The organism is Fluviispira multicolorata (assembly GCF_009208585.1).
Taxonomy (GTDB): Bacteria; Bdellovibrionota_B; Oligoflexia; order Silvanigrellales; family Silvanigrellaceae; genus Silvanigrella; species Silvanigrella multicolorata.
In genome coordinates this window covers 590,330-616,542 of the sequence record NZ_WFLN01000004.1, presented here as the reverse complement: position 1 = coordinate 616,542, position 26,213 = coordinate 590,330, and the positions used below count along the sequence as shown (strand labels likewise).

The window sequence follows — 26,213 nt, the reverse complement described above, 5'->3', positions numbered from 1 at the left end:
CCAAATAGAGATGTACTAGGAAAAAGTATAGAAAAGATATCCCAATTTTTTTATGAAAATAATTCAGCAATTACTCTTTTTGAAATCCCAGCAATTGCTTATTATGACCCTAAAAAAATAGAATCAGTTGGAGAGCAGTTTGGTGGCCAAACTTTTCACTTAGCAAATATTATAATGAATAAAGAATAATTTTTTTAGGATAAATTCAAATGAACAAAAATAGGGAGAAATTTTATGAAAAATACATTTATCTTAATTACTAGTATTGGTATTATGACTCTTTACGGAGCAAATGCTATTGAAATAAATAAAAATCAAGTCAATGTAAAACAATTAAATTCAAATGAGGAGTTAGAAATTAAAAAGATAGAAGAAAGTTCTTTAAAAAAGCTTTGGGAGATTAATATGCCTACAAATGCACATACAATTAGATAATTAAATCTAATTGTATTTCAAAAAAAATTAATATTAGGATAAATAATTGTGAAGAAAATATTATTTCTAACTTTTATGTTTATTTTTTTAAATTCATATGGAGCAAAAATGAACCAAAATAAAATTGTTTTTTATAGTCCAACAAATGCAGAAAATCCTTGGATAGAAAATGCTGCTGCAGATACTAGATATACTTTTAATACAGCAGTACTTAATTTACTTGTTTATATTGATACAAATTTTAATATAAAACCAATTACATTAGAATCATTTCATTGGGATTATAAAAATAAATACTATGTTTTAACTTTGAAAAAAAATCTTAGTTTTACAAATGGCCGTAAAGTTACAATCGAAGACTTAGAGTTTAGTATTTTACGCCCTTTTTTTGCAGCAATTGGGAACGAGGGTACAATGCAATTGGTAAATGTAAAAGGATCTGAAAAAATTGTGCCTGGACAGGCATATAAAAGTGGTTTAGTTGAAGGAGTAAAAATCCTAAATTCACATTCATTAGCTGTTACACCAAGTTCTCCTAATCCAAGTTTTATGTATACCTTAGCACGTTCCAATTACTCCTTAGTTCCTATAGAAGAATTTGAAAAAGATTTTCTAAATTGGAAAAAATGGCCTATTGGCGTAGGACCTTATAAAATAAAAGATGAAGACAAAGAACAACATAGCTATTTACTTGAGCTTATTGATTTTAAAAATTATCCAAATGCTCCGCAAAAAATTATTTTTGAATTAGAAAGAACCCTTAGACCTGATTTAACATTAATTGATACCTTAGCAGTTAATGATTCTTCATATGAGCGAAGTAACTTAACAGCTCCATTATTTATTCGTATTTTTGCATTTAATTATTCTTCAAAATTAGGTAATAATCCAGATTTTAGAAAAGCTATAAGCATAGCTTTACAAAGAAAACAGTTTTCAAACAAAACTTTAGTACCAACAAAACCATTAAATGAAATTGTAACAAAGGGATTCATAGGAAGGCTGAATATTGAAGAAAATTATAATTTGCCTGAAGCTCAAAAAACATTTCAGAAAGTCCTTGGAAGTCAAAAAAATAATGTATTCAAAATTCCATTTACTCCAGATTTAGAGTATTTAGGTAGAGATTACCGCGATATTATTACTAACCAACTAAAAGAAGCTGGCTTAAACATAGAATTCATTCAATCAAATATCCTTTGGGATACATTTCAAGAAGAATTTAAAGACTCTCCTTTCCGTCTTCTTAGTAAAGGAGCCGATTTTTACGATCCTTTATTAACATTTACTATTTTTAAAAAAGGAAGCCCAGCAATAAATACTTATCCAAATGATGATAGACTAAATCAATATTTTGAGGATGCTGAAGATTCCCTAAACAGAGATGTTCTTAGTAGTAATATTGAAAAATTATCTAAATATTTTATTGATAATAATACAATAATTCCTTTATTTGAAGTTCCAACTGTAACTTATTATAATTCTAAAAAGATAATCTCACTTGGCGAACAAGTTGGTGGCCAAACTTTTCACTTAGCAAATATTATAATGAATAAAGAATAATTATTTAATTTAGGAGAAGTCATGGACACAAATGAAATTGTTTTTTTTAGCCCAAATAAAGCAGAAAATCCTTGGATAGAAAATGCTTCATGCGATACGCGACATTTTTTTATGACAGCCGTAGTGAGTCTACTTGCTTATAAAGATAAAGATTTTAATATTAAACCTTTGAGTTTGAAATCATTTCATTGGGATAATAAAAATAAACATTACATTTTAACAATAAAGGAAAATCTTTATTTTACAAATGCACGTAAAGTTACGATTGAAGATTTAGAATTTAGTATTCTTCGCCACATTTTTGCAGCTACAGCAAACGAAGGAACAATACAATTAATAAATATCAAAGGGGCTGAAAAAATTACGCCAGGAGAGCCTTTTCATAGTGGCAAGGTAGAAGGAGTAAAAATTTTAGATCAATTCTCTCTCGCCATTACTCCAAGCTCACCAAACCCTAACTTTATGCACTTATTTACTAGATGGAATTATTCATTCGTTCCAAGAGAAGAATTAAAAGATGATCTCCTTAATTGGAGAAAGTGGCCTATTGGAGTTGGTGCTTATAAAATTAAAAATGAAGATAAAGAAAATAGAAACTACACACTAGAACTTGTAGACTCTAAAACATATCCTTATGCTCCTCAAACGATTTTATTTGATCAAGAGAGGAAAACGAAACCAGATCTCACTCTAAAGGATGCTCTTTCAACTAAAGATAGTTCATTTAAAAAAATGGAACTAACAGCTCTTCAAAATGTTCGCATATTTTCTTTTAATTACTCCGCCAAACAAGGGAGTAACTCCGATTTTAGAAAAGCTATTAATCTTTCTTTACAAAGAAAATCAATATCTCTATTGACCTTAGATCCAACGCAACCATTAAATGAACTGCTAGCGAAAGGCACAGTTGGAAGAATTAATATTGATGAAAATCAAAATATTGTTGAGGCTAATAAATTATTTAAAAAATCACTTGGATCACAGATAAATGAAATTTTCAAAATACCTTATTCTCCAGATTTAGAATATTTGGGGAATGAATATCGTAATGAATTAATAAAACAGTTTGACGCAGCAGGTTTAAAAGTTGAGTTTGTATTGTCAACCAATCTTTGGAATCCTTTTGTAGGAGAGCTTATAAATTCACCTTTTCGTTTGCATAGTATCGTTGCAGATTTTTATGATCCACTTATGAGCTTTGCAATGTATAAAAATGGAAGCCCCTTAATAAATTGTAATCCCAATGACGATAAATTAGAGCAACTATTAGATGAGGCAAAAAAGTCGTCGAATAAAGATGCACTAGAGCAAAACATTGAAAATTTATCAAATTATTTTAATGAAAATAATTTTGTGGTTCCTCTTTTAGAAATTCCAACGATTGCGTATTATAATCCGCAAAAAATAAATTCTATTGGTGAGCAATTTGGCGGTCAAACATTCCACTTAGCAAACATTATTTTGAAAGGGTAATAATATAAATATAAAGGTTTTCCTTCAAAATGAAATCGTAAAGAAGTCAAAAAAGGATACTTTAGGTATTATTATATTAGCTACATTATTCTTTTTTGGCTCCGTGTCTTTATTTATTTATCAATTTTATTTTACCATTCCCAATAAATTACTCACTCTCTCAATTCCTAGTATTTTGCATTCCTTTGAAAAAGGAGATGAGTTTTCCATTAAAAACAAAATTTCATACCTGATTAAAACAAATAGCTTTTGCACTCTATGGATTGAAGATAAATCGAAATACATTATTCAGCCGGATAATTCTATATGCAGCCCTTTAATAAAAAATTATTCTGAAAATTTTATAGTTAAAATGCTTAACTACCGATTTTATATTATTCAGAAAAAACATTTTTCTGAAAATAATTATCCCTTTATTTATACTATTAAAGAAATAGAAATGTACCTTATTCTTCTCATTTATTTATCATTGATATCTATTATTTTTCTGGTATCAAAGCATTTACTTAAAATAAGGCTGAAAAGTTATCAACAATTTGTTAATCAAATTAAATCGGCTGAAATGACTGGCATAACAACATCTATCAGGATGCTTGCCCATGATATCAGAGCTCCATTTTCTATGTTAAAAATCATTATTTCATCCATTGAAAAATCAAAAGATCTCGCTGATATGAACTTAAAAGTAGCAAAATCAAAAATAGACCTCAATATCTATCTCGATAAAGTTACATTTATGTTAAATGATTTTATGCATTTTGGCAATAAAGAAAAAGAAAATATTGAAAGCTTTAATCCTGAAGATTATATATATAGTTCACTTGTAAATTCTTCCAAAATAAATGATAATTGTAAAATTAATTTTTCATACAGTTTTTCACATACTCATAATATTTCCTTTCCTAAAATCCAATTTGAAAGAATCTTAAATAATCTCATTTCCAACGCAATAGAGGCAATGAATGGAATTGGGAATATTTGGTTTTATACAAAAAATATTAGATGTAAAGACCTTTTATTTATTGAATTTTGTTTTGGCAATAATAACTCATATATTTCTGAAAAAAATAGACAAAAAATATTTGAACTTAATTATACAATGGGAAAAGAAACAGGAAATGGTATAGGATTATATAGTGTAAAAACACTAGTGGAATCCTCTGGAGGAATAGTTTATTGTAGATCAGATATGGAAAAAGGTGTTGAGTTTATTTTCACACTCCCAGCATCTTTAGATAAAGTGAGCATTCCAAAAAATAAAGTATTTCTAGACAGCTCTGATTCTATTTTGAAACTCAATATAAATAAATATTTAGAAAAAAGAAAAGAACTCAGTATAGATAAAATTAAGAATATTAACCATAATATTTTATTAAATAAAAATATAATATCTGTCCTCTTAATAGATGATGAAGAATCTTATTTAGAAGCAATGTATGATTTTGCTATTGAAATTTTTTCTGAATCAGAAAAAAAGATCTATTTTTATAAAGCGACAAATTATGATGAGGCCATACGTATATATAATGAAGAAAAACCTAATATTATTATTTCTGACATTGATTTAAAAGACAATTTTCATGATGGATTTGATATTATAAAATATGTACATGCAAAAGATAAAAACTGTTACATTTGTATTCATACAAATCGAATTTTTTCAAAAGATCGGGTATTTGAAATTGGAGCTAAGCAATTTGTTGAAAAACCAATTGGAAAAATTGGTATATTTGAAATTTTTAGCAATTTTTTATCACAAAAAGAGCAAATAAATTATGAAAATAGTTTAAATTCAAAGGAAACTGTTTTAGTTGTAGATGACAGTCCTTTTTATCTTAAAATGTGGAAACTTTCGTTAATTGATGCTAATGTCTTTGCATTTGAAAGTCCTGAAGCCCTATTTGAAAAAATACAAGAAGACTCTGCATTATTAAAAAATACCTCTTGCATTATTTTAGACTATTACTATGAAGGTATCACACAAAATATTGTGCAAATGAATTTTGTTGATTTGTTAAGAAGATATGGTTATAAAAAAGCATGCTTTTTATCTTCTGAGGTGTGTTGTGGTCATCAAGAACTTAAAGTTTTTGATGGTTTTATCGAAAAACAGCCCAAGACTTTTTCCGAAATTAAAGACTTATTTCCAGAAAAATTTATAAGGATGTAGCTATGAAAAAAGTTTTAAGTGAGGATCAAACAAAATACTACGCAAAAAGAATTACGCATTTTTTAAAAGGTTTTCGAAACCGTTCTCAGTATTCGATTCAAAATATTGCAGACATTTTAGAAATGTCCCTTTCAAACTACCGAAAACTAGAAATAGAAGGTTATCCTGAAGATAGCAAGTTCATGAATGCAGTTGAAACCTTGTGTGCTTTTGGAAGTCTTGACAATATGTCATTACATGAATTCGCTTATTATTTAGACAATCCAAATAAGTTTTTATTTTCAGAAATTAAAAATAATCTTTCTTCAAATGAAAGAAATTTATTTGGCTGGGAAAAAATATTGTTGGAACATTTTCATACATTAGATTTGGATACCCGTACTGAATATATGCAGGTATTCATGTCTCATAAAAAAGATTCTTCAGACTTAGAACGGATCATTAAAATCTCTTTATTAATCCATGATGTTATCATAGAAAAAATCGGAAAAAATAACCTTAAATTATTTGATTCGCTTTTGGAGTATGTTTTTACAAAATCCAAAAACAAAAGTCAACATCGAATTGATTCTGCAATTGAATTACTTTCAAAGTTTTTTAAATCCAGTTATAATTAATTAATAAAAAATAATATGATTTCCAGTATTATCAATATAAGTGTGTCTTATAATCAAAAACAAAATCTTCCTTTTACATACTATCCCAGTCAAATAAATTGTTAATTTTATAAATAAAATGATTTGCATTAACTTATTTATAAAAATGTAATGTTGTAAAATAAAAAACTCATTTTATAGAGTGATCATAGCATATTTAAATTTAAGACTTTCAATTCGTTGACTAAATAAACTTCATTTAATAAATTGAATAACTATGGTAAGACATTTCTAAAATTATTTTAGAATATATTTATACGAAACAGTTATTTTTACTTACCAATTCACTTTGAATTATACTTACCAAATTGATTATTTCTTAATTCTCTATTTTATTTATTATAATTATTTAAATTACTTGTAATTAAATTCCATCTGATTTATAAGGATTGATAAATAAAAATGCTTTAACATTTTCCTTAGAGAAGATAAAAGTATGTAGAAAATATCCATTAAAAATAATTTTCAAGGATACTAAACATTAGGAATTAAAAAATATGAATAATAAGATACTTCTTACTCCATTTCAAAAAACATTTTATTTTGAATGGAAACTTGATCCAACTCGCACAGATTATCATATGGTTTTAGATCAAGTTTTAGAAGGTGAGCTAGATATTTTAAGGTTAAATATCGCATTAAAAAGAATAATATCAGAATGTTATATTCTCAACTCTCACATTGAAGAAGATAATGGAGAATACTATTGGGTAAAGAATAATAAAATTTTAAAATTATCATATTTTGAAAATATTACGAATTTTTCTGATGTAAAAAAATTTATTGAAGAAGGATTTGATCTTGAAAGTGGTCCTCTATATAGATATGGATTATTTAAAATTGATGAAAAAAAATATAGATTTATTTATATTAAGCACCATGCTTTGATTGATGGAGCCTCTACTCAACAAATATATTCTGAAATTTCTAAATATTATAATTATGAAAATTATTCTATTGGTATGAGTCTTTCTGATCAATATGAAAATATTGCAAAACTCACTCACAGCTTAAGAGATGAGCTTGAAAAAAACAAAGAAAATAATATAAATTTTTGGAAGAAAAAACTACTTGATTGTGAATCTTTAGATATATCATTTTTAAAAGATCCTACATTAAAATGTAAGAAAAAACTTTCAAAAAGAGAAACTATCCAAGAGTATTTTGGTATTAGTGAAATCAAATTTTCTTTGAACAAGGAGGTATTTTTAAAAGTAAGCAAAATTAAAAAGAAATATGCTATAACACCTTATCTCTTTTCTAAGATAATTTTTGCGATTACCCTTTTTAAATACACTAAGCAAGAAAGATTCTGCATTTCCTACCCAATTGCTATTAAAGAAGGAATTGATCTTGTATTTGGCGCAAACGTAAACATAAATATTTTGCCATTTCATTTGCAAGATAATATTACAGTGGAAGATATTATTTTACAATGTAAGCTATTTTTTAAGTCATTAAAAGAAGAGAAAATCAGATATAGCTATTTTCCCATTTATGATATTATTAATTATACTAAAATGAATTTAAATTCAGCTACATTTTCTAGTGCAAATTTTCAAAATATTTTACTTGAACTTGATGGGATAAAATCTTCAATTAGTGAAAATTCAAATATTGCTTTGACAAATGAATTCATTTTTGAATTAGAAGCTACAAGTCAAGGGATTAATTTTAGAGTAGATTATAAGAATGATATTATTTCCGATGATCTTATCAAAAACTTCACTAAAAACTATCAACATATATACTCTGAAATAGTGGATGATCTATTAAATGATCATAGCTTAGGATTTTTACTTAAACCAATTCAAAACTATAATGTATTTTTAGAAGAAGATTATGAAAAAATTATTAATAATTGGAATGATACAAAGGTTGAATTATCAAACAAAAAAACTATACCCCAACTATTTGAAGAGCAAGTTGAAAGAACTCCTTTTCATACTGTATTAGTTTGTGGAAGTCATTCTTTCAGCTATCGTGAGATAAATAAAAAATCAAATCAATTAGCTCAATATTTAATAGATAATTTTGAAATAAAGCCAGAGACATTAATTGCTCTAGCACTTGATCGCAATGTGCATATGCTTATTGCGATCCTAGCAACTTTAAAGTCAGGAGGAGCTTACGTTCCTATTGATCCTGAGTTTCCCAAAGAAAGAGTTCAATATATAATGCAAGATACAAATGCAAAAATACTATTAACAAATAAAATTCATAAAGAAAATTTGTTAAAATATTGCATTGAAAATTCAATCAATGAAAACATTGTTTCTAACAAAAGAGATTCCTCTGCATTAAAAATTATTTCGATAGATTCAGATGAAATACAAGAGATTTTATGTACACAAAAAGATTCAAATCCTATAGTTGAAATAACAGAAAATAATTTAGCTTATATTATTTATACATCAGGAACAACAGGTAAGCCAAAAGGTGTTTTAATTGAACAAAAGGGAGTTGTTAATCTTGCAAATGAGAATGCTAAAATAGTTTCTTCTTATTTAGGTAACTCAAACATAAATTGCTTATGGTATGCAAACTATGTCTTTGATGGACATATCTGGGAATTATGTGCGAGTATTTTTCATGGGCATAGTTTGCATCTTTTATCTGACGAAATTCGTAAAGATATTAATTTATTATCAGATTATATTCTTGCACATAAAATTGATCTTGCTGTTTTGCCACCAGTTCTTTTAAGCAAAGAAAATATTTTAAAATTAAAGATATTAGTTGTTGGAGGAGACAAGACAAATAAAGAGATTCTTGATTGCTATTTGAAAAATAAAATTAAAGTTTTAAATGCTTACGGCCCAACAGAAGCAACAGTCGAAGCAAGTATTTATACCTATAATAGTGCTGAAGAAGCAAATATTATAGGAAAGCCTATTATAAATAACAAAATTTATATATTGGATACAAGTCTAAAACCAATGCCAATAGGAGCCATTGGAGAATTGTATATTGGAGGAGAAAATTTAGCCAGAGGTTATTTAAACAGAATAGAATTAACTTCGGAAAGATTTTTAAATAATCCTTTTCAACCAAAAAACTATTTAGAATCTATAAAAAATTCTTATATTTATAAAACAGGTGATCTTGCTCGTTTTTTACCGGATGGAAATATTGAATACATTGGGCGTAATGATTTTCAAGTTAAAATTCGTGGATTTCGTATTGAACTTGGTGAGATTGAAAATATATTACTAGGATATCAAGATATTGAACAAGTAGTCGTTATTGCAAAAGATATTGAGCAAAAAAATACAAACTCTACACATAATAAAACCTTAATTTGCTACTATGTATCTCAGCACAATATTATTGATAAAGAGCTTGCCCAATATATGTCAGAAAAACTTCCTGATTATATGATTCCAAGCTTTTTTGTTTGTCTCTCTGAGTTACCATTAAATGCAAATGGAAAAGTAGATAAAAAAAGACTACCAGAAGTAGAACTTAAAAGCAAAGAAAACTATGTAGTACCAAAGAACATTCTTGAAGAAAATATATGTACCATTTGGGAGGAAGTCTTAGGAGTAGAAAAGAATACTATTGGAATTCAAGATGATTTCTTTAAGCTTGGTGGGGACAGCATCATTTGTATCCAAATTGTGGCTCGATTACGCCATAGACACGGAATTATTCTAAGTGTAAAAGATATTTTTAAATATAAGAGAATTGAAAAAATAGCACAGTTTTTATCAAATGAATCTTTAAATAGCAAAGAGGAATTAGCTATTAAGAGTGAACAAGGACAAATAGTAGGAGAGTCATTGTTATTGCCAATACAAAAATGGTTTTTTGAAAATGAATTTCCAAAAAGCAGTCATTGGAATCAATCTTTTTTAATAAAAACGCCGAAGTTAGATTTTGCTAAATTACAGAAGTCTATTGAAAAATTAATTGAGCAACATGATTCTTTCCGATTCGTTTATACTAAAAAAGATGATAATTGGTGCCAAAGTTATTCTAATGAGTATCCAATCAACAGTATAAATTTTTTAGATGTAAAAACATTGTATGAAGAAGAAGGAAGTAATAGTTTTTCAAATAAAATAAACGATATTTTTACAGGCTGGCAAAGTAACTTTTCACTTGAAAAATTTCCTCTTTTCTCTTTTGGATATGTGGAAGGATTTAAAAATGACAGTGCAAGAATATTTGTTGCACTCCATCATTTACTCGTTGATGCGGTTAGTTGGCGTATAATTACAGAAGATCTTCAAACTTTATATGAAGGAAAAAGCTTAGCTAAAAAAGGAACAAGCTATAGGCAATGGGTAGGTGCCATTCAAGATTATCATATTTCTCATAAAAATGAGAAAATATATTGGGATAAAGTTATTTTAGATTTCAAAGAAATATCTTCTTCACAAAATAAAAGCCTTTCTAACTTTGTTACCTCAAATAAAGAAAGAAATCGGGTAGAGTTTAAATTATCAAAATATATGACCAAACAATTGTTAAATGAATGTCATAGTGCATTTAACACTCAAGTAAATGATATTTTAGTCGCAAGTTTTTCTGATGCGCTTTCAAAATTTACAGGAAACACCACTCACTGTGTTGCACTTGAAGCTCATGGTCGAGAAGAAATCGAACAAAATATTGATATCACAAAGACTGTTGGCTGGTTTACATGTATGTATCCAGTTCGTCTTGAGAAAAAAAATGATTTTGCTCAACAAATTGTTGCAACTAAAGAGACACTTAGAAATATTCCAAATAATGGAATTGGATATGGATCTTTTTATGGTTACAATAGTGATACCTTACCTCGCATAAGCTTTAATTATTTAGGTAAGTTGGATAATATAAATGATAAATCCGTTTGGCAAATTGCCGCCGAAGAGAGTGGTACAGCAATTCATCCGTCAAATTTAGATAATAATTTCATAAGTGCAAATGGAGGAATTTTAGGAGAAAATCTTTTCTTTATTTTGGACACTCATTTTAGCAAAAGCATTGCAGAAAATCTCTCTCACTATTTTAGCGAATCACTTGAAGAACATATTCATTATATTATAAATTTAAACCGAAATTATTTAACAAGTAGTGATATTGATCATGTGCTTAGCCAAGAGTATTTGGACTTCTTGCAAAAAGATAAAGAAATTGAAAATGTTTATTTAGCGAATAGTTTGCAGCAGGGCTTTGTGTATCATTCTTTAAAACAAGGTGAAAAAGATGAAGCTTATATAGAACAAATAGTTTGGCAATATGAAAACGAGATCGATGTAGAAAAATTAAAAACAGCATGGGAACATGCTATACACAAGTATGAGAATCTTCGTTTGCGTTTTGCATGGAAAGAAGAAATTGTTCAAATTATTGACAAAAAATCAAGCCTTCAATGGAGTTTTATTGATTTATGTCAGGATAAAAGTGAAAAAAATAATTTTTTAAATGAGCTACAAAAAAAAGATAGATCTCATAAATTTAATTTAAGTGAAGGTAATTTGAGTCGCGTTTATTTAGTAAAAATCGAAGAAAATAAATATACTTGTGTATTTAGCAATCATCACGCTATTCTTGATGGCTGGAGTAATTCTATTTTACTAAATTATGTTCATACTGTGTATTTAAATTTAATAGATAATAAGCTTATTAATACGACACCAGATACCTCATATAGCGAGACACAAAAATATCTTAATGCGCATAAAAATGAAAATATAAATTATTGGAAAAATTATGTTTCTCAAATTGAGGATAACTTAGATTTAAGCAATTTATTATCTGATAAAGCAAAAGCTCAAAATTTATCTTGCACTGAATATAGCTTTATTCAACTTCCAATGGAAAGCTCCTTTTCCATTGAAGGCGATATGTATCTATCCTTAAAGCAAATTTGCCAAAATCATTCTGTTAATTTAAATGCTTTACTGCAATTTGCTTGGCATAAGGTGCTTAGCATTTATTCTAACAGTTCTCAAACTACAGTTGGAACAACAGTTTCAGGGAGAAACCTGCCTGTTGATGGAATCGAAAATTCAGTCGGTCTTTTTATTAATACATTACCTCTTTTTGTCCAACATGAAACTTCTAATAATAAGAGAGTAATAGATTGTATTAAAGAAATTCAAGAGCAAATTAATGAGATAAATACGAGAAGTAACATTAATCTTACAGACATCCAAAAAAATGGAAAAAGACTTTTTGATAGCATTTTTGTTTTTGAAAATTATCCGAATATGATACCCAAAGAGTTTGAGAATAGAATTAAAATTCAAGTAAGAATGCAAGATATTTTTGAAAAACTTGATTATCCTTTAAGCGTAATTGCGTATGAGCGAGGATTATCACTCTGTTTTAAACTTAAATATGCGGGTGAACTATTTAGTGCATCAACTATAGAAAACTTATTATCTATAGTTAAAGAAATATTAGGACAGATTTCTAATATTCCAAATATTGAATTAAATTCTCTTAGCTATCTAAATAGTGATCAGTATAAGAAAATAATAGAAACTTGGAATTATAGCTCAAATTATATTTCATGTAATAAAACAATTATTGAAATATTTGAAGAAAAATCTTCTGCATTTAAAGATAATATAGCACTTGTTTATAAAGATGAAAAAATAAGTTACAAAGCTCTAAATGAAAAGGCAAATCAATTGGCTCATTTTTTAAAAATGAGCTATGAGATAATTGAGAGCCCCTTCATTGCAATTTGTTTAAATCGCAGTGAACAAATGATTATTACTATTCTCGCTATATTAAAACTTGGTAAAGCCTATGTCCCAATTGAGCCAAATCTTCCAATTGATCGCATTCAATATATTTTAAAGGATGCAAAGCCCAGTGTTGTGCTTTTAGATGAAGAAAATACTGCCCGTATTGAAAGTATTTATCCGACAAAAACGATCCCTATTAATTCAATAAATATAGTTTCGCAAGTTTTAAAACAAGAAAAAAGTAATTTATCTGAAAATTTATGCAGAAATAAATTGGCCTATGTCATTTATACTTCCGGCACCACAGGGCAGCCTAAGGGAGTCATGATGGGCCACGAGAGTTGTGTGATTCGTATTTTATATATGATAAAACAAAATGAAATGAATCAATATGACTCTTTTCTATTTAAAACAAATATTATTTTTGATGTTTCATTTTCAGATATATTTTGTACTTTAATTTCTGGTGCAAAACTATTTATTACTGAAAATGTTTTCAATATAAATGAATTAGAAAAATCTATCAAAGAAAATAACATAAGCATTTGTCACTTTGTTCCATCACAGTTTAAAATATTTTCTGAAGAAGTAAATTTAAATGAACTAAAGTCTTTAAATAAAATAATGTTCAGCGGAGAATCCCTTGAGCCTAAATTAATAAACCAATTTATGGAAAAGGAAAAAATATTTTTAAATTACTATGGTCCAACCGAAACAGGCGAAGTGACAGTTAAAAAATATTCATTAGATCATTCTAAATTAGAGCTCAACTCAAATAGATCATTCATTGGTAAAGCATTTGAACAGTCTAAAATATATGTTTTAGATAAAAATTTAAGTCCAATGCCTATTCAAGCTGTAGGAGAGCTTTATGTCGGTGGGATAAATATCGCTCAAGGATATTTAAATAAACAGCTATTGAATATAGAAAAATTTATAGATAATCCATTCCAAAATGAAGAGGATAAAAAAATAAATGGCAATGAGAAAATCTATAAGACAGGTGACTTGGTTCGTTGGTTAGAAAATGGTGAGCTTGAATATATGGGGCGCAATGACAATCAAGTCAAAATTCGAGGTTACCGCATAGAGCTTAGCGAAATTGAAAGTACCCTTACAGGTTTTCAAAACATCAAGCAAGTTATAGCTATCGCAAAAGAATTTAGAAATACGCATAATTCTGCTAATCAAAATAAAAGTATTGCATGTTACTATATTTCAAAAAATAAGCTTAATGAAGAAGAGATTATTCATTATTTATCAACAAAACTTCCTGATTACATGATACCAAGCGCTTTTATTCATTTGGAAGACATGCCACTGACTGCTAATGGTAAACTTAATCACAAAGCTCTGCCTGAACCTGAATTTCAAGAGAAAAACAACTATATAGCTCCACGAAATGAATTTGAAAAAAATATTTGCTCTATTTGGGAAAATATTTTGTCACTGAAAGAGGGAACTGTTGGAATTCAAAATGATTTTTTTAGCTTGGGTGGCAATAGTATTTCTGCAATTAAACTTGTGAATCAAATTAATAAAAAGATAGAAATTGATATTTCTTTGCAAGATGTACTAGAATTTAAAAATATAAATAGTATATTAAAAAATTCAGAACACACTAGAGTAAAAAAGGTTGAGATAAAAAAGCTTAATAATATTAATATTGAAGAGCAAAGTCTTTCTTTTGCTCAAGAACGTTTGTGGTTTATAGAAAAATTAAGCGAAGGCATGAATAGCTATAATGTCCCAATGCTTTACCTACTTAACTCTAATATAAATTTTGTTTCGTTAAGTCGCTCTTTACAAGAAATTATTTCAAGGCACGAAATTTTAAGAACAGTGATTAAAGAGACTTCTCAGGGCATAGCTTATCAAATTCCCCTTACAGAAGGTGAGTATTTATTTCATGTCAATAAATTTGAATGTAAATCAAAAGAAGAGTTTAAAAGTATATTAAAAAAAGAAATGAATTATATTTATGATCTAAGTCAAGAAATCCCTATTCGTATTTCCTTATATACAATAGCCAATAAAAAGGGCAATCAAGATCACTATTTAAATATTATTGTTCATCATATTGCATTTGATGGCTGGTCTGTTGAAATCTTTCTAAGGGAACTTTCTACATTATACCAGTACTATGAAAATAAAATCGATAATCTGAATTTAAAAGAGAAAGTACCACAATTAAATATTCAATATAAGGACTTTTCTTATTGGCAGAAAGATTATCTTAAAAACAATATTCTAAAAATGCAATTAGAATATTGGAAAAATAAATTCACGGGATATGAAACATTGGATCTTCATACTGATAAACAAAGACCACTCCAAGTGAGTTATGAAGGCAGAAATGTTTATTTTGAAATTGACCATGCTTTATCAAATGAATTAAAAACTCTTGCAAAAAAACTAGATGTATCTCTTTATAGTCTTTTTCTTTCTGCCTACTATTTAATGCTAAGTTGTTTTAGCGGACAGAAGGATATTATCGTAGGTTCTCCTATTTCAAATCGCCATTACAATCAGATTGCAGATTTAATAGGATTCTTTGTAAATACCTTTGCTTTGCGTGCAGTCATAGAGCCTGAAATAAGTTTGATAGATTTTATTAAAGGGATAGGAAATGAAGTTATTGAGGCTCAAAGAAATCAGGATTTGCCATTTGAAAAATTAGTCGAAGAAATTTTACCAACTCGAGATCAAAGTAAGCATCCTTTATTCCAAGTATTATTTAGTATGCAGACTTTAAATGCAAAACAAGTTAAAAGCTTTGAGTCTGATTTATTTAATAATATACAGGAATGCAGCCTTATATTAAATAGTTTATACAGTCCTGCAAAGTTTGATTTGAGTCTCTTTATTGATGACAATATAGATAGTTTTTTAGTATGCTTTAACTACTCTACAAGCCTATTTTATGAAGAAACAATAAATAATTACTTGGCTGTATATAATAAAATATTAAAAGAATTCTGTTTGTTAAATGGCAAAGATTTGAATAAAGAATTTTGTTTAAAGCAAATAAATTATTTGCCAGATGAACATTTAGAAAAAATATCTTCTGCTTGGAAAACTCCCGCTGTTTTTTATCAAAAAAATAAGACGATTTCTCAAATTTTTGAAGAACAAGTGGAAAGAACACCTTTTCATATTGCACTTGTGAGCGAAAAAAATAAACTTACATATGGAGAGCTAAACCAAAAAGCTAATCAGCTAGCAAATTATTTAAGGGAAAACTTTATAATACAACCTGATACATTTGTTGCTCTTTGCTTAGGACGAAATGAACATATGTTAATTGGCATTCTCGCTGTTTTAAAAGCAGGAGGAGCATATATTCCAATTGATCCTGAATTTCCAAAAGAAAGAATGGAATATATTCTACAAGATACAAAAGCAAAAGTGTTACTCGCAAATGACATATATAAAGATATGCTGCTAAATGACAAAATTAACTTGATTAATGAGATTAATAGTCCTTTGCATGATTTAAAAATTGTTTTCGTAGATTCTAAGAAAACAGAACAAGACATATTTTTACAAAAGAATGATAATGTTAACTCACAAGCAAAAAGTCATCATCTTGCCTATATTATTTATACTTCAGGAACAACAGGCAAGCCAAAAGGCGTTTTAGTTGAACACAATAGTGTTGTGAATCTCATAGAAAGCCAAAGAAAGTTTATTTCTCAAGAATTTGGAGATAAATTAATCAAATGCTTGTCATTTGCAAACTATGTTTTTGATGCCCATGTATGGGAATTAAGTGCAAGTATTTTTCATGGACATTGTTTATACTTATCAAATAATGATACGCGTAAAGATATTTATTTATTATCAAAATATATCAATACAAATGAAATCCAAGTTGCAATGCTCCCCCCCTCCCTTTTGGATAAAGATAATTTGTTAGACTTAGAACTACTTCTTGTTGCTGGAGATAAAACAAATAAACAGATATTAAATGCTTACTTAAATAAAAATACAAAAGTGGTGAATGCTTATGGGCCAACAGAAACAACAGTGATCTGTTATACTCACAAATATAAAAGCGCTGAACAAGTAAACTGGGTTGGAACCCTTGTCGCAAATGACAGAGGGTACGTATTAGATCCTCATTTAAATATTCTACCCATTGGAGCCGTTGGAGAACTTTATGTTGGTGGTGTAGGGGTCAGTCGAGGCTATTTAAATAGGGATGATTTAACTTTAGATAGATTTTTTAGCAATCCTTTTCAAACAAAAGAAGATGAAATCTGTGAAAGTAATGCACGCATTTACAAAACAGGAGATTTGGTTAAATTATTACCCAATGGTGAACTAGAATATATAGGACGTAATGACTCCCAAGTTAAAATTCGAGGCTTTCGTATAGAACTTGGAGAAATAGAAAGCGCTCTTTTGGGGATCAAAAATATTAAACAAGCAGTCGCTATAGCAAAAGAATTTGAACATAAGAGCAGTTCTTCTAGTCACAATAAAACTTTAATCTGTTACTATATTTCAGAAAATAAAATTGCTGAAGAAGAACTGAAGCATCACTTATCTGAAAAACTTCCAGAATATATGGTACCAAGTTATTTTGTTCATCTTATCGAGTTGCCTTTAAACGTGAACGGAAAGCTTGATAAAAAAGCTCTTCCTGACCCTGTATTCCAAAGCAATGAAAATCATCTTGCGCCAAGAAATGAACTCGAAAAAGGTATTTGTGCTATTTGGGAAGAAATTTTAGGATTGCCAACAAATTCTGTTGGTATACAAGACAACTTCTTTAGCCTAGGTGGCGACAGTATTATGAGCATTCAAGTTGTCGTTTGTATGCGCAACAAAATGGGTGTTGAAATTAGTGTAAAAGATATTTTTAATTATAAAAACGTTTCTAAAATCGCTAGATTTATTGAAAATAATTCTAAAATTGGATTGCATATTAAAAAGAGTGAGCAAGGAAAACTTTCTGGTCCTGTTCCTTTAATGCCAATTCAAAAATGGTTCTTTTCTAATGATTTTATGAAACCTGAACATTGGAACCATTCTTTTTTAATAAAAACTCCAGAAATTAATTTTGAAAAATTGAAGGAGTCAATCAACAATCTAGTTGAGCAACACGATTCCTTTAGACTCCGTTACAAAAAATATGAAAATGAGTGGACTCAATATTATGATATCAATGCACCTTTAATAGATATTAAATTCTTAGATATAAAAACAATTCAAGAAAAAGAGGGTAGCAAGGAGTTTATTTCTAAACTAGATGAAATTTATACAAGCTGGCAAAATAATTTTTGCCTTGAAAAAGGCCCTCTTTATTCTTTTGCTTATGTAAAAGGCTTTCATGACAAAAGCGCAAGAATATTTGTTGCACTTCATCATTTGCTTGTTGATTCTGTGAGTTGGCGCATTATTACTGAAGATTTACAATCATTATATGAAAATAAGAGTTTAGGAAAAAAAGGAACAAGTTACCGACAATGGTTTCAAAATATAGAAGGATATGCAACTTCCCATCTGAGTGAAAAAAATTATTGGGACGAAGTCCTGTCTAAATTTAAAGATATATCTTTGACACTAAAAAAAGATATAATAAAATGTTTATCTCCAGAAGGTAGCAAAAATAAAAAGGAGATAAATTTAAATCAAGAATTTACACAAAAATTACTTATTGATTGCCATAAAACTTACAAAACTCAAATAAATGATATTTTACTTTCTAGTTTCATCAGTGCGCTAAAAAAATTAACGGGTAACTCCACTCATCATATTTTGCTTGAAGGACATGGAAGAGAAGAACTTGATTGCAGCTATGATGTAACAAAAACTGTTGGCTGGTTTACAGCTATGTATCCTGCATATTTTGAAGCAAATGAAGATCTTGGTAAACAAATTAAAGATATAAAAGAAAATCTAAGAAAAATTCCAAATAAAGGGATTGGTTTTGGAGCATTGTATAATTATGAACCAAATGAATTGCCATATATAAGCTTTAACTACCTCGGGCAATTTAATAACTCTCATTTACAGTTGAAGAATCAAAGCAATTGGCAAATTGTAAATGAATCAAGTGGTCTTTCTATGCATTCGTTTGATTTAAAAAATAACCTCATAACTGCGAATAGTGGCATAATAGATGGTTGTCTTAATTTTTTAATAGAAACACGATTTAGTAAAGAAATAACAGAAAATTTAGCTTATTTCTTTCAAGAGTCTTTGCAAGAAAACATTGCACATTGTATTGATTTTTATCTTCTAAATAATGCTAATCAAAAATTATTGGAACAAAAGATCGTTGAAAAAGAGGGTTATCAAGCTATAGTTCAATTAAATAATTCTTTTCATAAACCCGATCTTTTTATGGTGCATCCTGCGAGAGCTGGTTGTGAAGTGTATACCGAATTGGCAAAAGCAATGCACAATGATTTTCATTGTTACGGAGTTGACTACTTCAATATTCATCATGAATATAAAATTGAAGATATTTATGTATTAGCCGAGTATTATCTTAGTAAAATTGAAGAAATAATGGAAAAAAGTAAACAAAAAACATATCATTTATTCGGTTGGTCATTAGGTGGATATATTTCTCTCGAAATTGCAAGTATTTTAGAAAAAAGAGGAGAAAAAAATATATTTGTTTATTTACTAGACTCATTTTGTTATGATGAATATATTATAGAAAATAAACTTAGTTTAGATGTCTTTATGAAATATGCAGAGCATGAATTTATAAAGAAAGACTTTGATAAAGTAATAGAGAACTATGAGATTGAAAATAAATTCTTAGATCAAAAAATAAGTTCAACCCTAAAATTTTCAAAAATTCTCCTTTTTAAAGCAATGAAAAATAAAGGAAACTCTGGAAATAAAAAATTAGAGTTATATTTAGAGTATTTATTAAATTTAAAAGAAAATAATATCCCAAGTATCCTTTTGAATAAAAATCAGTTTAAAATTGTTCATGCAAATACGGCAACTCATTTGACAATTATACAAGAAGAAAAGTTCATTATCGATGAAATGAATAATTTTATAATATAGCTTAATATTATGAGAAAAATATAAAAGTTACGATTAAAATGAAATAATATTCCTATGACATTTTTGAGTAATCTAAAATGTCATTTTTTAAAACAGACGACTATTTGACAAAATTTTCATTCATTATATAGAATACTAAATTATGAAGTATTTTGTTTTAATAATGACATTTGTTTTTTTGCCAATTTCTGCATTTGCAGAGGAATATTTTGTTGCTTGTTACTATTACGATACCATAACAGATGAAAATAGTGAAAATCCTTCTCTCATGGAACCAAGTAAAGTATACATAGGTGCAAGTTCAAATTATTATTGGGCGCTCAATCAGAAATCTTTAGATAAACTTACACTTGCCGGTATTATTAAAGACGGTTTTTTTATTGAAAAAATTTTATCGCGCAATGACATTGTGAATGGATGTGAAAGAGCTATTGAAAAGGGTTTGCTTCTTTGGCCCAGCAAAAAAAGTTTTAAATTATATGATTTTAAAGCATCTAAATCAAATTTTCACGCATATGAATACCCTATTCGTTTTATAAAAGACAATTCTAAAGATTCAAAAATTAAGCAAATCGTAATATTTGGAGACAGTCTGTCAGACACAGGCAATTTAAAAAAATGGACAAAAGTAATTCCTTATTATCCATATTGGTATGGTCGTTTTTCCAATGGATTTATTTGGAATGACTATTTTGCAAAGGCATCGGAAATTCCAATATTAAATTTTGCTTATGGGGGTGCAAAAACTGCTGGTGCGAATGAAATTCTAATTAAAAGTTTAAGTGATCGAGTCGATGCAAAAGTAGCAAAGCTTGTTTCAGGAAGCTCACGCCTTGAAATATCTGATTATTTAAATAATTATTTAACTATTAATTCTTATAAAACAAAAACAAGAAAAATATTTAATCCTAAAGAAACCTTATATATTATTTGGATTGGGGCTAATGATTACGTAGCTGAATTTGAATTTAAAAAAATCACTGATCTCTTTTTAAAAGAAAAAAATAATGATAAAAAAATTAATGCAATATTAAAAAAAACTATTAATAATATTATTTCTCAAATTATGTCCTTAAATCGTAAAGGCGCATACAATTTCCTTGTTCTAAATATTCCAGATCTTGGAAAATCTCCAGCTGTATTATCAGCAAAATACAGTAAATATAATAATGAAATAAAAGATAGAGAAGAATATTCAGAAAAATTATCTTCTCTTATTTATAATCATAATTTAACATTGATAGAAGAAATTGATAAATTGAAAGTAAAGCTTAAGAGTAAAATTAATTTAATTCATTTTGATATCTCAAAAATGTTTGACAATTATATTAATAATAAAAATTTTTTAGATAACAAAGAGTTTAATTATGGTTTTTCTATTTTAGATTCAAATATTTCAATAAAAGAGAGTGGTGGAAAATTTATACAAAATCAATGTTATACAGGTAGCTATACAAAAATTTCTATACTAGCATCTATCACAAATGAAAGTATGTATAAAAATTCTTTACAGTACATTTGTAGAAATACAAACAATGAAGTTATTAAAAACACAATTTTTTGGGATTCTCCACATCCAACAAGTTTTAGTCACTGCTGGATAAGTTATGTTATTCAAACAAAACTAGAAGAATTAGGAATAATTAAAAAATCAACGAAGAATATAGATGAGTATAGAGAATACTGCCTAAAAGGTGAAATTTAACTTTAATTTAAAATATTTTATTGGAGTACCTCAAAATGTGGAAGAAAGAAATCTGATTGCAAAAAATGTTTATGATCCTTTTCTTAGAATTTTACATTGGATTAATGCTTTAAGTGTTTTTAGTTTAATGCTTACTATTTGGCTAAAAAATTTTTTAAAAGAATATGAAAATTGGAAAGAAATTATCTATAATTATCATACATTCATTGCATATTTTTATGTTTATCTATCACGAAGTAAAAAATAAATACCCTCTAACTCAAGCTATGTTCAGTGGATTTCAATATCGAAAAAGAAATAAACCTTAAGGTATTTTAACTCGATAAGAATGCATCTGTCGACTTGTTCCTGTAAAAATTGATCCACCGATACCAGCTCCAACAATTGCAATGCGTAATGTAGGATTATGTTGTAATTGAAATTTTTCTAATGATATTGGTTTTTCAAATTCAGAATGTATCATAAAATCCTGCTTCAAAATAGTTTATATTTTTCTAAGAAGCACTCATGAAAGAACGTCCTCATAATTCTTTTATATTTTCGTAGTAAGAAGTTATTTTTATCAATAATTTCAGAGCGAAGTTTTGACTGGAGAAAACTTTCAATATAAGGATATCAGGAAAAAATTATGGAAAATAAGAAACAGATTCAAGCCAATATTAAAGAAACATCCACTGCAACAAAATTAGGATGGGTATCTTTTTTCAATGATTGTTCAAGCGAAGCAATTTCAAGAACTCTCCCATTATTACTTACTGCGAGTTTAGGAATGTCACCACTATTTGTTGGTATTATTGAAGGAGTTGCAGAGACTCTAGGTATATTTTTAAAAGGATTTTCAGGATGGTTATCTGATAAAATGACTTCAAGAAAGCCATTAGTTATTATAGGATACGTTTCTTCATTTTTTTCTCGACTTGCATTACTTGTAATTTATTTACCTATTTTTTTTGCTTTAGCTCGAATACTTGATCGTATAGGTAAAGGTCTTCGCACTGCTCCCCGTGATGCCATGATTGCTGATGCGGCAGCCATATCTAAATCGGCAGGACATGTATTTGGCATTACAAGATTCTTAGACACTCTTGGTGCTGTTACTGGATTATGTGTCGTTTTAATTTGTGGAGTTGGCAGCAGTCAATTTGATTTGGATACATTTAAAAATATTGTTTATATTTCAATTCCATTTGCTATTATTTCATTGTGTCTGCTGATTTTTTGGGTTAAAAATGTTCCGAGAGTCATAAAATCAAAATCTTATATTTCCTTTTCAATTCCCAAAGAAATACGCACATATTTAGCAATTGTTTTTGTTTTTACTCTAGCTAATTCAAGCGATGCTTTTTTAATTTTAAAAGCAAAAGAAATTGGTTTTTCATTCCAACAGATTCTTATAATTTTTATATTTTTTAATTTGATAGCTGCATTATTGACAATACCAATAGGAAAACTATCTGACAAATTTGGTAGAATACGGTTTTTAGCAATAGGATGGTTTATTTACGGACTTTCTTATGTTTGTATAGGTCTTTCTTTATCTAAAGATTTATTTATAATTTCTATATTACTCTATGGCATGTTTTATGGATTTACTGAAGGGATTGAAAAAGCATTACTCAGTGATTTACTCCCAGCTGAAAAGAGAGGTACTGGTTTTGGTGCATTGCAACTTATTTTAGGACTTGCCGCACTTCCAGCAAGTTTTCTAATGGGATTTCTAATGACTAAATATGGCTCTCCAATTGCCTTTATAGTTTCTGCTTCTTTTGCATTTACAGGTATGATTATGTTAATTATATGGAGATTTAAAAAAAGATTAATATTTTAGAAATATTAATCTTTTTTAAGGCAAAGTGGAAACAAGACTTCAAAACAAGTGTTTGTGAAATCTCTATTAATCATAATTGTTGCGTTATGTTCTAATAGAATACTTTTTGAAATAGAAAGACCAAGACCTGTCCCTTCTCCAAAAGGTTTTGTAGTAAAAAATGGTTGGAATAATTTTTGTTCTATTTCCATTGATATGCCCGAACCAGAATCAATTATTTGTAACACACAATTTTCAGAGTTTTCAAAGGCATTAATTTTGATCCATTTTTCTTCTAAATTTTTAACTGCATCAATTCCATTATTTATAAGATTAATAATGACTTGTTCAATTTCAAGCACATTGCATCTAATTTTTGTAGATGGCTGTAAATTGATTGTAATATTGCAAAAATGAAATCGAGCCCTACTTTCAGCAATTATAAGAGCCTCATTTATAATATCAGCAATGAATATTTCTTTATGTATGGTCTTAGCTGTGATTCGAGAAAACTTTCGAAGCCCATCTATAATTTTTGAAATTTTTTGTATTGATTTTTCAATATTATCGCATCTTTCTCTAAATTTAATAGGATTATTTTTCGCTTTTTTTAACAATTCAACTGACAGCGATATAACACCTAAAGGACTGTTGATCTCATGAGCAATTCCAGCTGACATTTCTCCTAAAGAAGCAAGCTTTGAGTTTTGAATAGTTTTACTTTTTTCTATATCAAGCTTTTTAGACATTTCTAATTCTTCGGTAATATCTGTTGATATCACTATAAGGAGATCTGGCTTTTTATCAAAAGTAAAAGTTGGTATCATATATGTTCTAAGATATCTTTTCCCATTAGGGGTATCTAAGAGTTCTTTATCAATTATAATAGTTTTATTTTTCTCAAATGCTTCATTATGTCTTTTAGAAAAAATATTTAATTTATATTTAGAAACAAAAGTATTTTCATTTTTCCCAATTATGCTTTGTGCATTTATACCTAAAAGTTCTTCACCTGCTTTATTAAAAAGAATTATAATCCTATTATCTTGATAATCTTTTACATAAACCATATTTGGAATATTATTTAAAACAGATTCAAGTAAAATTCGTTGATACTCAATTTGTTGTTTATTTGCAACTTCCTTTGAACGATCCCAATTGATACCATACATCATAATAGGATCATCTTTATTGTTACGTATGACGATTCCCTTTGCACCAATATATTTTTTTTGATTAGATTTAGTAGTGATCTCAAAAGTTGTATTAAATTCTTTTTCTCCACTTAAGGCTTGGGAAAGCTCATTGATTGCTTTATCTTTTGCGTCAGATGACAATGAACTTTCCCAAGCTTGATAATGGCAACTGAAGTTTAGTGGATCCATTTCATATAATTTATACATAGAATTATCCCAAATTAAATTTTGATTAACTGGGTTATATTTCCAGACTCCAATTCCGATAGCATCAAGTATGTAACGATTTTCTTCCTGAATTTTTACTATTTCAGTTAAATCTTGACTCGTACCACTTAACATATATGGTACACCTAATTGATTTTTAATTATTTTCACTACATCTCTTATATGTTTATAATATCCATTATCTTTAGATATAAGTCTATACGTAAATGTAAAATAATCATCTAACTTTTCTGACTTTTCTGGTTTTTCAAAAATTTTATTAAATTTAATAAGATCATCAGGATGTATTCTTTTTTGTATTGTCTTATAAAGTTTTTTTTCAATTTTATTTTTATTAGTTAGATCAAGTTCAAAAATTCTATAATACTCATCGGTAGCAATAAGATTTTGAGTTTTAAAATCAAATTTCCAACTTCCAATTTTTGAGATTTTTTGGCCTTCTATAAATGTTTGTTCAATCTGTTTATACTCTGTTATGTCAAAACTAATGATCATAAAACAATTAATTGTACTCTCTAGATCAGACAATGGCGTAATAAAAGAGGTACAAAAATATTTTGTACCATCTTTTGCTAAGATCTTTGTTTCAGTTGTTAAAAACTGATCCTCAATATGTTTTTCAAACTCTTCATTAAAAAATAATTCTGAATGAAAATTTGAATTTAATGAGTGATAATTTTTTCCAAGAAGTTCATCTTTTGTGTAACCGCTGACTTTACAAAAGGAGTCATTAACATCAATAATCATTCCTTTTGCATTTATAAAAATAATCATTGCCAATTTTGTTATTGTATTAAAAATTTTTTGACTTTTTTTTTCATAATTTTTTAAGCTAGTTATATCTCGTCCAGTTGTAAATAGCATATTGGAATGTAAGTCATATTGAAACATCCAAGAAATATTTTTATAATTTCCATCTTTACTTTTGTATCGATTTTCAAAATAAGTACAAGGTGTATTGTTTGAAAGATTTTTGATTTCCTTTAATGTACTAGAAATATCATCTGGGTGAATAAAATCAATAAAAGATTTAGTCAAAATCTCTTTTTCTGTAAAACCTAGAAATTTGATAAAACTTGGATTTATTTGGTTAAAATTTTTATTTGCATCTATAGTACAATAAAGATCAAGTGATATTTCAAAAAAATTAATATATTGATTTCTCTCGATTGGATCGATGTATTTTAATTCAACCTGTTCTTTTTGCTCAGGTATTAATTGTTTACGGATTTTCATTTGTAAACCCTTTTTTA

Annotated in this window: 12 protein-coding genes; 10 read left to right on the top strand and 2 right to left on the bottom strand. The window is 27.8% G+C overall.

The window, feature by feature from the left end; genetic code table 11:
• From GCL57_RS14735 to GCL57_RS02680, 9 genes are all read left to right on the top strand, one after another.
• On the top strand, window positions 1–189 hold a 189-nt coding region (locus GCL57_RS14735; RefSeq protein ID WP_161597564.1), incomplete at its 5' end, for a hypothetical protein.
• A gap of 45 nt (window positions 190–234) precedes the next feature.
• Window positions 235–435: a hypothetical protein gene (locus GCL57_RS02715; protein WP_152211724.1), complete on the top strand. Its 201-nt coding sequence runs from the start codon at window positions 235–237 to the stop codon at window positions 433–435.
• A gap of 108 nt (window positions 436–543) precedes the next feature.
• Window positions 544–1,998, top strand: a complete 1,455-nt coding sequence (locus GCL57_RS02710; RefSeq protein WP_161597563.1) for an ABC transporter substrate-binding protein — start codon at window positions 544–546, stop codon at window positions 1,996–1,998.
• A 21-nt stretch (window positions 1,999–2,019) separates the two neighbouring features.
• Window positions 2,020–3,471, top strand: a complete 1,452-nt coding sequence (locus tag GCL57_RS02705; protein WP_152211722.1) for an ABC transporter substrate-binding protein — start codon at window positions 2,020–2,022, stop codon at window positions 3,469–3,471.
• A 439-nt stretch (window positions 3,472–3,910) separates the two neighbouring features.
• Window positions 3,911–5,641, top strand: coding sequence for a hybrid sensor histidine kinase/response regulator (locus GCL57_RS02700; RefSeq protein WP_161597562.1), 1,731 nt, complete (start codon window positions 3,911–3,913; stop codon window positions 5,639–5,641).
• A gap of 2 nt (window positions 5,642–5,643) precedes the next feature.
• Window positions 5,644–6,258: a hypothetical protein gene (locus GCL57_RS02695; RefSeq protein ID WP_152211720.1), complete on the top strand. Its 615-nt coding sequence runs from the start codon at window positions 5,644–5,646 to the stop codon at window positions 6,256–6,258.
• 536 nt (window positions 6,259–6,794) lie between these two features.
• Window positions 6,795–20,024 (top strand): non-ribosomal peptide synthetase, encoded by a 13,230-nt coding sequence (locus tag GCL57_RS02690; RefSeq protein WP_152211719.1) that lies wholly within the window; start codon window positions 6,795–6,797, stop codon window positions 20,022–20,024.
• 142 nt (window positions 20,025–20,166) lie between these two features.
• Window positions 20,167–21,729, top strand: a complete 1,563-nt coding sequence (locus tag GCL57_RS02685) for an SGNH/GDSL hydrolase family protein (protein WP_152211718.1) — start codon at window positions 20,167–20,169, stop codon at window positions 21,727–21,729.
• A gap of 37 nt (window positions 21,730–21,766) precedes the next feature.
• Window positions 21,767–21,976 carry a cytochrome b/b6 domain-containing protein gene (locus GCL57_RS02680; RefSeq protein ID WP_161597561.1) on the top strand — a complete coding sequence of 70 codons (210 nt, stop codon included), beginning with the start codon at window positions 21,767–21,769 and terminating at the stop codon, window positions 21,974–21,976.
• Between the two features lie 57 nt (window positions 21,977–22,033).
• On the opposite strand, the gene GCL57_RS14730 is transcribed toward GCL57_RS02680, so the two are convergent.
• Window positions 22,034–22,192 carry a hypothetical protein gene (locus GCL57_RS14730; RefSeq protein WP_161597560.1) on the bottom strand — a complete coding sequence of 53 codons (159 nt, stop codon included), beginning with the start codon at window positions 22,190–22,192 and terminating at the stop codon, window positions 22,034–22,036.
• Between the two features lie 165 nt (window positions 22,193–22,357).
• Here GCL57_RS14730 and GCL57_RS02675 point away from each other — a divergent pair, with 165 nt between their 5' ends.
• Window positions 22,358–23,557, top strand: coding sequence for an MFS transporter (locus GCL57_RS02675; RefSeq protein ID WP_152211716.1), 1,200 nt, complete (start codon window positions 22,358–22,360; stop codon window positions 23,555–23,557).
• 5 nt (window positions 23,558–23,562) lie between these two features.
• Here GCL57_RS02675 and GCL57_RS02670 read toward each other — a convergent pair whose 3' ends face one another.
• Window positions 23,563–26,196, bottom strand: a complete 2,634-nt coding sequence (locus GCL57_RS02670) for a PAS domain S-box protein (RefSeq protein WP_152211715.1) — start codon at window positions 26,194–26,196, stop codon at window positions 23,563–23,565.
• Window positions 26,197–26,213: the final 17 nt, after the last annotated feature.

What these genes read in the sequence shown, in the direction of transcription:
- GCL57_RS02715 (WP_152211724.1), top strand. Translation starts at nt 235, where the DNA reads ATGAAAAATACATTTATCTTAATTACTAGTATTGGTATTATGACTCTT.
- GCL57_RS02710 (WP_161597563.1), top strand. Translation starts at nt 544, where the DNA reads ATGAACCAAAATAAAATTGTTTTTTATAGTCCAACAAATGCAGAAAAT.
- GCL57_RS02705 (WP_152211722.1), top strand. Translation starts at nt 2,020, where the DNA reads ATGGACACAAATGAAATTGTTTTTTTTAGCCCAAATAAAGCAGAAAAT.
- GCL57_RS02700 (WP_161597562.1), top strand. Translation starts at nt 3,911, where the DNA reads ATGTACCTTATTCTTCTCATTTATTTATCATTGATATCTATTATTTTT.
- GCL57_RS02695 (WP_152211720.1), top strand. Translation starts at nt 5,644, where the DNA reads ATGAAAAAAGTTTTAAGTGAGGATCAAACAAAATACTACGCAAAAAGA.
- GCL57_RS02690 (WP_152211719.1), top strand. Translation starts at nt 6,795, where the DNA reads ATGAATAATAAGATACTTCTTACTCCATTTCAAAAAACATTTTATTTT.
- GCL57_RS02685 (WP_152211718.1), top strand. Translation starts at nt 20,167, where the DNA reads ATGAAGTATTTTGTTTTAATAATGACATTTGTTTTTTTGCCAATTTCT.
- GCL57_RS14730 (WP_161597560.1), bottom strand. Translation starts at nt 22,192, where the DNA reads ATGATACATTCTGAATTTGAAAAACCAATATCATTAGAAAAATTTCAA.
- GCL57_RS02675 (WP_152211716.1), top strand. Translation starts at nt 22,358, where the DNA reads ATGGAAAATAAGAAACAGATTCAAGCCAATATTAAAGAAACATCCACT.
- GCL57_RS02670 (WP_152211715.1), bottom strand. Translation starts at nt 26,196, where the DNA reads ATGAAAATCCGTAAACAATTAATACCTGAGCAAAAAGAACAGGTTGAA.